This window comes from Sporolactobacillus shoreicorticis, assembly GCF_024125445.1.
GTDB classification, from domain to species: Bacteria; Bacillota; Bacilli; order Bacillales; family Sporolactobacillaceae; genus Sporolactobacillus; species Sporolactobacillus shoreicorticis.
Window position 1 is genome coordinate 1 of record NZ_JAMXWM010000014.1, and the last position, 12,139, is coordinate 12,139.

Annotated in this window: 10 protein-coding genes and 1 pseudogene; 7 read left to right on the forward strand and 4 right to left on the reverse strand. The window is 40.5% G+C overall.

Translation table 11 applies throughout. The annotated features are described in order from the left end of the window. Positions 1-209: 209 nt before the first annotated feature. Positions 210-1,205 carry an acrylyl-CoA reductase family protein gene (locus NIE88_RS12280; RefSeq protein ID WP_253062484.1) on the reverse strand — a complete coding sequence of 332 codons (996 nt, stop codon included), beginning with the start codon at positions 1,203-1,205 and terminating at the stop codon, positions 210-212. A 162-nt stretch (positions 1,206-1,367) separates the two neighbouring features. Between NIE88_RS12280 and NIE88_RS12285 the strand changes: the two genes are divergently transcribed. Both NIE88_RS12285 and NIE88_RS12290 read left to right on the forward strand, forming a co-directional pair. Continuing rightward, entirely contained in the window at positions 1,368-1,853 is a 486-nt protein-coding gene (locus tag NIE88_RS12285; RefSeq protein WP_253062485.1) for a Dps family protein, read from the forward strand. 124 nt (positions 1,854-1,977) lie between these two features. Further along, positions 1,978-2,958, forward strand: a complete 981-nt coding sequence (locus NIE88_RS12290; RefSeq protein WP_290446456.1) for a ketoacyl-ACP synthase III — start codon at positions 1,978-1,980, stop codon at positions 2,956-2,958. 60 nt (positions 2,959-3,018) lie between these two features. On the opposite strand, the gene NIE88_RS12295 is transcribed toward NIE88_RS12290, so the two are convergent. After that, entirely contained in the window at positions 3,019-3,420 is a 402-nt protein-coding gene (locus NIE88_RS12295; RefSeq protein WP_253062486.1) for an Lrp/AsnC family transcriptional regulator, read from the reverse strand. Between the two features lie 117 nt (positions 3,421-3,537). Between NIE88_RS12295 and NIE88_RS12300 the strand changes: the two genes are divergently transcribed. Together NIE88_RS12300 and NIE88_RS12305 are read left to right on the forward strand one after the other, a co-directional pair. Further along, positions 3,538-4,089 carry a cysteine hydrolase family protein gene (locus NIE88_RS12300; protein WP_253062487.1) on the forward strand — a complete coding sequence of 184 codons (552 nt, stop codon included), beginning with the start codon at positions 3,538-3,540 and terminating at the stop codon, positions 4,087-4,089. Positions 4,090-4,704: 615 nt separating this feature from the next. Beyond that, positions 4,705-6,327 carry a M20/M25/M40 family metallo-hydrolase gene (locus NIE88_RS12305; RefSeq protein WP_253062489.1) on the forward strand — a complete coding sequence of 541 codons (1,623 nt, stop codon included), beginning with the start codon at positions 4,705-4,707 and terminating at the stop codon, positions 6,325-6,327. A gap of 63 nt (positions 6,328-6,390) precedes the next feature. On the opposite strand, the gene NIE88_RS12310 is transcribed toward NIE88_RS12305, so the two are convergent. Next, the gene (locus NIE88_RS12310; protein WP_253062491.1) at positions 6,391-7,269 is read right to left on the reverse strand and encodes a helix-turn-helix domain-containing protein; all 879 of its coding nucleotides are present in this window, start codon (positions 7,267-7,269) and stop codon (positions 6,391-6,393) included. A 415-nt stretch (positions 7,270-7,684) separates the two neighbouring features. Between NIE88_RS12310 and sacB the strand changes: the two genes are divergently transcribed. Together sacB and NIE88_RS12320 are read left to right on the forward strand one after the other, a co-directional pair. After that, positions 7,685-9,133: a levansucrase gene (gene sacB, locus NIE88_RS12315; protein WP_253062493.1), complete on the forward strand. Its 1,449-nt coding sequence runs from the start codon at positions 7,685-7,687 to the stop codon at positions 9,131-9,133. A gap of 843 nt (positions 9,134-9,976) precedes the next feature. Then, positions 9,977-10,384, forward strand: a complete 408-nt coding sequence (locus NIE88_RS12320) for a DUF4064 domain-containing protein (protein WP_253062495.1) — start codon at positions 9,977-9,979, stop codon at positions 10,382-10,384. A gap of 69 nt (positions 10,385-10,453) precedes the next feature. Here NIE88_RS12320 and NIE88_RS12325 read toward each other — a convergent pair. After that, positions 10,454-10,807: pseudogene (locus tag NIE88_RS12325) on the reverse strand (winged helix-turn-helix transcriptional regulator); the annotation flags it as partial. A gap of 129 nt (positions 10,808-10,936) precedes the next feature. Between NIE88_RS12325 and NIE88_RS12330 the strand changes: the two are divergent. Beyond that, entirely contained in the window at positions 10,937-12,133 is a 1,197-nt protein-coding gene (locus NIE88_RS12330; protein ID WP_253062497.1) for an MFS transporter, read from the forward strand. The last annotated feature ends 6 nt before the right edge of the window (positions 12,134-12,139 follow it).

The following is a 12,139-nucleotide window of genomic DNA, read 5'->3' on the forward strand; positions in this document are numbered from 1 at the left end:
CGACTATCAAAACCGCTAACGCGATTCAATCAAGTCCCAAGTAAAGTCAAATTACTTGGGACTTTTTCTTGCTCATTTCACCGTGCCTCCACACAATGACACTCGACTTCAACTTCTTCCCCTTTTGTCAGGCCGTACCAACTTTAGGAGGGCAGTTCATGTTTAGAAATCATCCGACAATGTCCTTTTTTATATGGTTAGATTGATCGTTAATTAACTTTTACAACCATTCTTCCGACAGCCTTTCCATCCAGCAATTGTGGAAGCTTACTCGGAAGTTCAGAAAAGTTAATTTCTCTTTTAATAAGATTAAGTTTCCGGCTGTCTTTAAATTCGTCCGCCATTCGGTTCCAAACTGTTTTTCTGAGGGACATCGGGCAATACACGGAATCAATGCCAAGCAGATTTACACCACGAAGAATGAACGGAAAAACAGTAGTTGGGACCTTGCTGCCGCCAGTTAAGCCGCATGCAGCAACTGATCCGGAATAGTTGATTTTGCTTAAAAGTGAGGCAAGTTGATTTCCGCCGACCGGGTCAACTGCTGCCGCAAATTGTGTTTTATCTAGAGCTTTAATTTTTCCATCGAAAACAGCAGTTCTCGGTAAAACGGCAGTAGCACCAAGCTGTTTCAAAAAGGCTGTTTGCGAAAATTTTCCGGTACTTGCAACCACATCATAGCCTAGCTTTGCAAGCATAGCTATAGCCGACGTCCCAACGCCACCGGTCGCTCCAGTGACTAGAATTTTTCCTTTTTCTGGTGTAATTCCATTTTGTTCGAGCTTGTTTATGGCAAGTGCAGCCGTGAATCCGGCGGTACCGTAAATCATTGCTTCTTCTAATGTAAGTGCATCAGGCAGTGGTACAATCCAGTCGCCCGGAAGTGATGCATAGTCGCAGAAACCTCCGAAATGACTGACACCGATACCGTAGCCGGTAGCAATGATTTTATCACCTTCTTTGAATCGCTTATCCGTAGATGAAACGACGATACCCGCCAAATCAATGCCCGGAATAAAGGGATATGATGCCACGATTTTTCCATCAGGAATGCACGCAAGCGCATCTTTATAATTGATACTGGAATAATGAACCTTAACCACTACATCATCCTCAGGCAATTGACTCATGGTTATGTTTTTAATTGCGACCGAGAATTGTTCACTGGTTTTATTGACAACTAACGCCTGAATTGTTGAGTTCATAGCAATCCCACCTTCCATCTCCATTGTAAATGTAAACGGTTTAAATTGATATATAAATCAATGAATAGAAATAGAAAATGATATTAAGACTGGACAGCATCGATATTCTATATTAAAATAATTATAGATAAGTAATTAATTCAATTAAAAGGAGAGATTTCTATGGCCATTGCACGAGGCAAGACAACAAAAACCTTTTTAAACCAGCAAGTAGCAAATTTCGGATTGTTTTACACAAAGCTTCATCAACTACATTGGTATGTGAAGGGCCCGAGTTTCTTTACACTGCACATTAAGTTCGAAGAGCTGTATGATGAGGTAACTGCTATTCTTGATGAGGTAGCAGAACGACTGATTCAAATTGACGGCGAACCTTATTCGACACTGCAGGAATTTCTAGAGCATGCCACAATCAAGGAAAAGCCCTATACCAAACTATTGAGTGAAGATGAAATGGTACAGATTGCCATTGATGATTTGGTACAGCTGCGTGATGAACTGGCAGAAGGCATTGTCTTGGCGGATCAGGAGGGCGATGCTGTAAGCAATGATCTGCTGATTGCGGTAAAGAACAAGATTGACAAAGATATTTGGTTCTATTCTTCATTTCTTGGAAAAGATCCGGTACCTCAGAACAACCCTAAATGAGAATAGTTATATAAAAATGAAAATCGATATTTTTCGGTTTTCATTTTTTGTATCCAAATTATTAGCACCTAGTACTAATAACTGATATAATATTAAAATCAGAAGTAAGGAGGGCGGACGGCGATTGGAATCAAAAGCGATAATAACGGCGATCGGAGCATATGTTCCGGAACATCGAATGACGAATCATGATTTAGAACAACTTGTCGATACATCAGATGAATGGATCGTAAGGCGGACAGGGATGAAAGAGCGAAGAATCGCTGCTCCTGAGGAATTTTCCAGTGATTTGGCTTGTGGTGCGGTTCGGGATCTTGTTGACCGTTGCAAGACAGATCTCACTGATGTGGATTTAGTGATTGTTTCGACAACGACGCCGGATTATGGGTTTCCAAATGTTTCTTCAAGAGTTCAAGCAGCCTTTCAACTCAAGCATGCAGGAGCAATTGATTTGAGTGCAGCCTGCTCGGGATTTGAATATGCGTTACACGTAGCGAATGGACTTGTTTCAAGCGGATTGAATAAAAAAATACTGGTGATCGCAGCCGAAACAATGTCCAAGGTTACTGATTATACAGATCGAACAACCTGCGTGTTGCTCGGTGACGGAGCGGGTGCTGCCCTTGTGGAAGATACAGAAGCGAAGGGCGGTTTTCTCGGTTCATATATGGGTGCTGATGGAAGCCTTGGGAAGGCGCTTTATCGCACAGGCTTGTCGAATGTTATGGACGGTGAACCGCTGATTGATACGCAAAAGATGGTTCAAAACGGACGGGAAGTATTTAAATGGGCAGTTAAAACGGTGACTTCAGGAATTTCGATATTGCTTGAAAACAGCGGGTTGCAGATTCCAGAGATCGACTGGTTTATTCCGCACAGTGCAAATTTAAGGCTGATTGAAGCCATATTTGAACGATTGAACGTGCCGATGGACAAAGTGTTATATAGTCTGGAATATTATGGAAACACCTCTTCTGCTTCAATTGCTTTATCAATATCCGAGGCAGCCAAAGCAGGAAAAATTAAGAAAAATGATCGCTTGCTCTTATATGGATTTGGCGGAGGGCTTTGCCACTGCGGTCAAATTATTGAATGGAAACTGTAAATACAATAGATCAGGAAGAAAATGTCGTTGGTTTCTTCCTGATCTATTTTTCTATATGAGTCAATGAAAATCAAGCTGCCTTATTGAACTGTTCACTTTATATCGGCCGAATCGTAAAAGCCGTGTGCAGAACTCGTCCAGCATTTGCACTTCAGGAAAACAGGTCTTCAAAATATAGCAGCCGTCACCAGAAATCTTATGAGCTTCGATACAATGCGAATGTTCAGCGATCATCTTTTCAAATCCGCCGTAATCGGCCGAAGACATATAAACGGTTATAAATTGAATCGAATCATGGCGCTGATCGATAGTAAAACGGCGAATGATACCTTGCTCGATCATGTGCTGGACGCGAAGGCCTGTTGCTTGTCCGGTCATATGAATTTTATCGCCAATCTGTTTCCATGTGAGGCGGCTGTTTTTGGTTAATAAGCAAATGATCTTCCGGTCGATTTCATCCATCGTCGATTTCCTTTCATCTTGAAAAAATAAGGGAGTAATTCTGTTCATCAGCTACTGTAAAGCAATACTTCCATTCCTGTACAATCACCTTATCAGATCTTTTGGAGGGTGACAAACATGAATGAAGCCTTACTTATTATTGATGTTCAGAACGATTACTTTGCGGGAGGCAAGATGCAGCTCGAAAAAACTGAAGCGGCACTTGGTGAAATCGAAAAAGTGCTCGATTATTTTCGCAAAGAAGAAAAGACGATCGTATTTATTCAACATATTGTGAAAAGCGCAAGCGCAGCATTTTTTGTTGAAAATACGTTCGGGGCAGAGATTCATTCTGCGCTCACGTCAAAAAATCACGGAAATGAATTCATTGTACAGAAGAACTTTCCAAATAGTTTTCTTAAAACACGATTGCAAGAGGTGCTTACAAGTAAACAAATCGATTCGTTAGTGATCTGCGGCATGATGACTCATATGTGTGTGGATTCAACAACGCGGCAGGCGGCTGAACTTGGTTATCATTGCACACTGCTTGGTGATGCCTGTGCAACGAAAGATTTAGCACTAAAAGATAGCACCGTGCAGGCCGGTCAAGTACAGGCTTCTTTTCTCGCAGCTTTGCAAAGTTTTGCGACAGTAAACACAACGAATGACTTTCTACAAGAACAGTGAAGTTTGTGATCACCTGCACATGAATCATACAAAAAACTAGATGTACTTGCCCCCGGCAATCCACAAGCACCGCTTCAGTGGATTACCGAGCGAGATGATCTAGCTTTATGGCTTCTGAAGCTGGCAGAGAAGGAGCGAACCGGTGTGTATCATGCGACCGTCCCGAAATTCTCATTGACATGGAGCAATTCCTTGAAGCATGTAAAGACATTTTAAATTCGGTGCGTCATCATGGGCTTCAATTCTTAATGAACAGCACGTTGCCTATTGGTTGGGGATACCGTTTTGGGTTCCAAAAGAAGCTCATATGGATGAATTTTTAGCTATAGATAATAGAAAAGCAATCAAAGGCATGGCTTAAATTTCGCTTCATTTAAAGAAATCAACCGAGGTGCTGCGGCATGGCTTGAGACCCGCACAGCAAATTATAAATGGAGGCGAGATCGGACGCTAATCGTAAAAAGGAACTTTTGATGCTACATGGCAATAGGAATGAATAATTTAAGAAGATTGCGCTCATTAATTCAATGAAATAAAATGTCTTCGCAAAGTCGCGATTCATTGTATAATGAAGATTAAATCTGATCTCATTTCAAGAATTAAGGCGGTGTTCTGGTGAGCAAGTGGCAGACGAAAGAGGCATTGATTGAATTATTGAGTGAACTGGTTCATGTTCCGAGTGTTTCCGGTTCACAAGCTGAAAAAGAATTTCCCGAGCTGATTTTACATAAGTTATCTGAACTGAACTTTTTTCAAACACACCCAAAATACTTAAACCGAATCCCCACGGATGACGGACGCTCTTTTATCTCTGCCTTTGTTCGTGCACCCAAGCCTACTGCTAAAACGGCCATTCTTTTCAGCCATTTTGATGTTGTTGATGTGCAGGATTACGGACAATGGAAAGATTTTGCTTTTGATATTAAGAAATTGACCGATCTTTTTTATGCGGAGAAAGAGAGCCTTCCGCATAGGGTTCGTAATGATCTGAAGGCGGGCAGATGGCTGTTCGGCAGAGGGGCGATGGACATGAAGAGTGGGCTTGCGCTTCATATGTCGCTGATTGAAAATGCGTGTTCTGGTGAGTTCGACGGCAATCTTTTACTTATTTCTGTTCCGGATGAAGAAGTAAATTCGGTAGGTATGAGAGCAGCCGTTCCTCATTTGCTTGAGCTGAAGGAAAGATATGACTTGGACTATCGTGCGGCGTTAAATTCCGAGCCAATGTTTTCGCTCTACCCGGAAGATCGCACAAATTATATCTACACCGGTTCAATTGGCAAGATCATGCCTGGTTTCCTATGTTATGGAAAGGAGACGCATGTCGGTGAACCTTTTTCCGGCCTGAATGGCAACCTGATGGCCTCATTTGTAACGGAGGAACTTGAATTAAGCACGGAACTGTGTGATGAAGATGAAGGCAAGGTTGCGCCGCCGCCGTCGAACCTGATCCAAAAAGGGCTGAAAAATTCCTATTCGGTGCAGATTCCGCATCGATCGGTGACACTTTTCAATCTTTTTATTTTAGAGCGCTCCATTGACGAAATAACGGAACTGTTGCTTAAAAAAGCAGATCGTGCGGCAAAAAAAATCGAAGCGCTGTATCAAAAGCAGGCACGGCAATATGCCCAGTTTACCGGTTCCATTGCAGCAGAACGAAAAGTAAAAGTGCTTCCTTTTGAAAAATTGGTTTCCGAGGCACGAACTTTGTTGGGAGAAGCACAGGTCAATGAAGTGATTGATAGAGTGGTTGCGTGTGGCAAAAAAGATGATCGTGAAATATCCATTCAGATTGTGGATCAGCTGGCGATTCGCTGCAAAACGCTGGCACCAATGATTGTACTGTTCTATGCACCGCCTTTTTACCCTGCGGTTCAATCACATCGCTGCCGGCTAATTCAAGAAACCGTTGAAAAAGTTCAGAATCGCGCTCGTGAAACCGATCACATTGAACTGACAGAACAACATTATTTCAGCGGTATTTCGGATTTAAGCTATATCGGTATACCGGTCAATCAGCCATCGATGAATCAGCTGATCCGCAATATGCCGGTATGGAATCGTGTCTATTCCATTCCATTTGAAGCGATGGAGCAGCTCTCCGTGCCTGTCTTGAATCTCGGACCAATTGGGCGTGATGCGCATCAATGGACTGAGCGCCTCGATGTGGATTTTGCTTTTGGTCCATTAAAAGATTTGTTAACACTCAGTGTTCATCAGCTTTTAAATGAAAATTAAATCAGCTGACAAAATAAATCTATAGAAAATAGAAATAGAACAAATAGGATAAACAAAAGAAGGCTACCGTTGCAAATTAATATTGGTTAGTTCATGGATTTCTTGGACTAATGCATCGTGTAAAGAATTTAAGCCAAGTACCTTGCAGATGGAAAGTCCTTTATTTATATAATTCAATCCTTCTTTTTCATTGTTCATATTGATCATGACCATACCTTTTCTTTCATAAGCAACAGCTAATCCTTCATATCTTCTAATTAATTTACATTCGTTAATAGTTTTCTCAGCATAGTCAAGTGCCTTTAAATATTTTTGATTTTTAATAAACAGAATAGTTATATTTAATAAATATGACGATTTTAAATCTGTATTTCGAATGATATACGAAAAACGATCAATTTCTTGTAGGGCTTTGGTAGCAATTGAAATAGCCGTTTCTAATGGAAAAAAGAAGAATATATTATTTATAAGTTTTAACTCGATAGAATACCAATTATCAAGCTTTGAAAGTCGATCCCATATTTTCTTAGCATAGGGCAAAGCGGAATCAAAACTTTTATCAAAATGTATTGAAATAAGTGCTTTACAAGCAGAACGGATATCGTCAACTACATTATCTGAATTGTTCAGCAGATATTGCTCGCATTTATCATTTAGTGATTGTATTTTACGAGTTTCTGTACTAAAGGATAATTGAAAAAAATCATGGATAATTTCATCTTTTCCGTTTAATTTGTATGAGTGCTGAATATATGTCAGCTCTTCGTATGTAATGTCCAGCTTTTTTAAAATGTGCATGAACTTCCCGACCGTTGGCTGCATGTTGCAAGCTTCAATTTTTGCATAAGTAGCTCTTGACATTTCATTTCCAGCAACATATTTCTGTGTATAGCGTTTTGATTGACGAACCTTCTTTAACACTTCTCCCAATTGATAGGCCATGAGAACATCCTCCTACATATGTGAGTATATTATACATTTTAATATACTCATGTCGAATCATGCTACTATTAATTCATCAAAGGAGGTGACGGGCTGTGTTTAGTCCTGATATTATTTGGGCCGTTAAACCAAGTCTGTGAATGAAGCTATTGTTGATGCTCCCCTTAACGATAGCATACGTATTGTGGACTGCTGTGCAGTCTTCCAATGTTTCTCTAAAAGAACATTGGTGGTAGTTGAGAATCAATAGATGGGTGAAAATGGCTCGATTTGATTCTCAACTCATTTTTTACATTTAAATTACATTATTTGTATAAAAAGATAAAAAATAGCAATGTACGGAACCTTTTTATCAAATGATGGGCAGATGCAATTTATTGAAGACAGAAAATTAAGATAAAAAGGAGAATGCAAAATGATTATTCAGGCACCCTTAAAAAAAGCGATGGTTGCAGTTACCGCTGTGGCACTGTTTCTGGGGATGGGCACAACATCTACCTATGCAAAACACGCAAAGCATGACTATAAAGACTACGGTATCTCTCATATCACACGTTACGACATGCTGAAGGTATCGAAGCAGCAGGGAAACAGCCGTTTCGAGGTTCCGTCATTTGACGCTTCGACAATTAAAAACTTGGATACAGTAAAAGGACTTGATGTATGGGACAGCTGGCCTCTGCAAAATGCTGATGGAACTACAGCAAATTATCATGGCTACCATATTGTTTTTGGGCTTGCCGGGGATCCGAAAAATGGAGACGACACGTCAATCTATCTATTCTATCAAAAAATCGGTGACAACTCGATTGACAGTTGGAAAAGTGCCGGTCGTGTATTTAAAGACAGTGATAAATATGTACCTAATGATCCATATTTAAGCCATCAGACTCAGGAATGGTCGGGATCTGCGACATTGACACGCGATGGAAAAGTACGTCTTTTCTACACGGATTATTCGGGAGCACCGGAATTAGGTGGTACCGGAGACAGCAATCAAGTGCTTACAACTGCGCAAATCAATTTAAGTCAACAGGGACAAAATGATCTTAAAGTAGATGGCGTTCAAGATCATAAGTCAATCTTTGACGGCGGTGACGGCACCATTTATCAAAATGTGCAGCAGTTCCATGATGAAGGTCTGTTTGCTTCTGGTGACAACCATACATTGCGTGATCCTCACTATGTTGAAGACAATGGACGCAAGTATCTCGTGTTTGAAGCCAATACAGGAACTGAAACCGGATATCAAGGTGATGATCAATTGTATAATCCGGCCTATTACGGCGGGAGCTACGCATTTTATAAATTTGAAAAAGAAAACCTCCTGAACAGCTCGAAAAAACAGTTGGCTTCACTGGCAAACGGGGCACTTGGGATCATCGAATTAAATAATGATTTTACCTTAAAGAAAGTTATGAAGCCTCTGATTACGTCAAACACGGTTACTGATGAAATTGAACGAGCCAATGTTTTCAAGCTGAACGGAAAATGGTATCTGTTTACGGATTCTCGCGGTTCAAAAATGACAATTAACGGAATCGCTGATAAAGATATTTTTATGCTCGGTTATGTATCAAGTTCATTGACCGGTCCATATAAACCGCTCAACAATAGCGGACTCGTTCTTCATATGGATCTTGATCCACAAGATCTGACCTTTACTTATTCACATTTTGCCGTACCACAGAAACGAGGAAATAAAGTAGTGATTACAAGCTATATGACCAATAGAGGATTCTTTGCAGATCATCAGTCAACATTTGCACCAAGCTTCCTGCTCAGAATAAACGGTTCACAAACCTCTGTTGTTCCTAACAGCACGCTTGAACAAGGACAGTTAACGATTGAAAAGCGCCGATGAATATCTGAATGATCAATTTATGATGAAATGAAAACAAGATCCCACAGTGAGATTTCTCTGCGGAATCTTGTTTTTTGTGGTTATTTACAAAAGGTAGTGATCGTGAACCGCATCGGCATTAGTGCTTGGTCTGTACCCTGATCAAAAAATGATGGGAAACACAACTCTTTTACTAAGCAGGCTAATGGATGACAATTCAGTAGTAATGAGCATGTTTTTTCAGTGGGTAATCTGTAAAAAAATTCGTGATGGAGCTTTAAAAGTAGTGTATAGTTACAAGTAAGGTGCAATTTTCCATGTTTAAGAGTTGCGGTTGTACGTTATCAACTGACAAGGGAAGACTACATTGCTGTTTATTCTAAAGGCGAATGAACCTTTTCAGGCAATGAATCGATTATTATGAGCAGCATCTCTCTGTATCTGTCTGTCCTTTTTTCAGTGATCGTTCTGTCATAGACAGTGTTTTCATGTCAGGGTATTTGTCTTCTCCTGCTTTCTTGCTATTGTGTGGTTCTTCATCACTCCTGAATTCTTTATCCGAAGGTCAGACGCAATCTATTGAAAATAATTGATGAAAAATGGGTAATTATCTATCGGTGAATGAACGGACTGAACTGTCAGCAGAAACACTCATTGAAGACGGCGACTCGGATCAAGAATAGTGAGCTTCATGGGCAGGTATTGTCAAAATCACGGAAACTTATATCAACCCAATGACAGCGATCATATGACCAAAGAAAGCGACTGAAAGTCGTGAATTGGATAAAACTCTTAAAAAAATTGTTCCTAATTCCGTAATTGAAAAATAAACAGGAATAACTACGACTATGAGGAGGTTCCTTCTTGAAAAGAACTGGTGAAATTGCTTTAACTATTATTGGCGGATGCATCAACCTTTTATTTTTACTGATCGGAATACGCTTGAATACAGTTGACTATTCAGCTCTTCAGACGCAACTGAAAGCGACAAGTGAAGAACAAAATTTAACGCCGCAGCAAATTAATGAAATTGTGCACTATGCACAAACCGCTGGAAATATGATTTTGGTGTTTACAATCATTATCTTTTTACTGACGGCCATTGGACTGTTTCTATTATTAAAGCTGAAAAAAGCGAAAAGCGCCGGTGTACTCATTCTTATAGCCGGTGTATTGAGTCTTCCGGAGCTGCTGATTCCGGGTATCCTGCTGATTATTGCAGGTATTATGGCCCTGGTCAGAAAACCGAAAGAACCTGTCGATTCTTATTGATTTTTCAAACTGAAGTATGACTATAGTACAAAAGCCGTCTGAGGCAATTTCTCGGACGGTTTTTGTATTACTGATTAAGCACGCTTCCAGATAATCTTTTGTATTTCCATATGTTTTTTCAATGTGATGCTCACCCCATTTGCATAGCGAACTAAGAATCTCTCTCAGTGAATCGCCATACTCGCTTATCTCATATTCGACTTTTGGAGGCACTTGATTATAGACGATTCGATTAATAATGCCATCATGCTCCAGCTCCCGCAATTGTTGCGTGAGCATTTTCTGCGTAATCTTTGGAATTAATCGTTTCAGCTCACAGGTTCTTTTCTTGCCATGAATTAAATGACAAAGGATCACTGGCTTCCACTTTCCACCAATCACTTCGAGTGTCGCTTCAACGGATATGTTATATTTTTTAACCATTTAAAAGCCTCCATTAGTTACATGAAAGTATCTATCATACATAAAAGTGCGTACTTGTTGTAATAGAATGCACCATTCATAATAGCATATGCAAACAGTAATGAACACATTTTTGGAAGGAGTTTTCTTATGTCTTCTAAAGGCAATTTATTTTCATTAATTTCATTGGCAATTAGCGCGTTTGCTATTGGAACAACTGAATTTATCAGCGTGGGACTTCTCCCGCTCATAATGGATGAATTTCACGTGTCGTATTCGCTTGCAGGATGGACAGTAACGCTTTACGCACTTGGAGTTACAGTAGGTGCTCCGGTTCTAACGGCACTGACCATAAGAATCCCGAAAAAGCAATTACTGATACTGATCATGGTGGTATTTCTCATTGCAAACTCACTTGCAGTAGGAGCCTTATCGTTCTCTATGCTTCTTGCGGCCAGAATTCTTTCTTCTTTTTCACATGGCGTTTTTATGTCAATTGGTTCAACGATAGCGGCGGATATCGTTGCGCCAAACAAAAGAGCGAGTGCAATTGCTATTATGTTTACAGGGGTTACTCTTGCAACGGTTACCGGGGTTCCGATCGGCACATTTATCGGACAGACCCTGGGCTGGCGAGCGGCATTTGTGATTATCGTTGCTATTGGGCTGATTGCATTGATTACAAGCAGTATTCTAATTCCATCAAAGCTTAAGAAGCTGCCTAAGATGAAGTTTACGGATCAATTCAGGTTAATTAAAACCGGTCCCTTGCTCCTCGTATTTGTAATTACGGCACTTGGCTATGGCGGTACCTTTGTCGTATTTACTTATTTATCGCCTCTGTTGGAGACAATCTCCGGATATTCGACGAGCGCGGTTGCCTTAATTTTGTTTCTTTACGGGATAGCGATCGCGGTAGGAAATACAGTCGGGGGAAAAGTATCAAATGCTAATCCAATGAAAGCTTTAATTTTTATGTTTTTACTTCAAGCAATTTCAATTTTCCTGTTGTATTTTACGACCTCAAACAAATGGGCTGGATTATTAACGATCGTATTTATGGGATTGTTCGCGTTTATGAACGTGCCCGGATTGCAGCTTTATGCTGTTCTGCTTGCCGAACGTTTTGTTCCGGAAAGTGTGTCGGTTGCATCGGCAGTGAATATTGCTGCATTTAACGGCGGGGTTGCACTAGGATCATTTATTGGTGGGCTCGTCGTCGAACATATTGGACTTATAAATACGACTTGGATTGGCGCCTTGATGGTCCTGTCGGCTGCCTTTCTCAGTATTTGGAGTTACAGATTGGAGCGACAGTTCAATGAGCGAATGGCCTGTTCAGGGTAATAGATT

Excerpts from the sequence above, each read along its gene's own strand:
- NIE88_RS12310 (WP_253062491.1), bottom strand. The coding sequence starts at position 7,269 with ATGGCCTATCAATTGGGAGAAGTGTTAAAGAAGGTTCGTCAATCAAAA.
- NIE88_RS12285 (WP_253062485.1), top strand. The coding sequence starts at position 1,368 with ATGGCCATTGCACGAGGCAAGACAACAAAAACCTTTTTAAACCAGCAA.
- NIE88_RS12300 (WP_253062487.1), top strand. The coding sequence starts at position 3,538 with ATGAATGAAGCCTTACTTATTATTGATGTTCAGAACGATTACTTTGCG.
- NIE88_RS12280 (WP_253062484.1), bottom strand. The coding sequence starts at position 1,205 with ATGAACTCAACAATTCAGGCGTTAGTTGTCAATAAAACCAGTGAACAA.
- sacB (WP_253062493.1), top strand. The coding sequence starts at position 7,685 with ATGATTATTCAGGCACCCTTAAAAAAAGCGATGGTTGCAGTTACCGCT.
- NIE88_RS12330 (WP_253062497.1), top strand. The coding sequence starts at position 10,937 with ATGTCTTCTAAAGGCAATTTATTTTCATTAATTTCATTGGCAATTAGC.
- NIE88_RS12295 (WP_253062486.1), bottom strand. The coding sequence starts at position 3,420 with ATGGATGAAATCGACCGGAAGATCATTTGCTTATTAACCAAAAACAGC.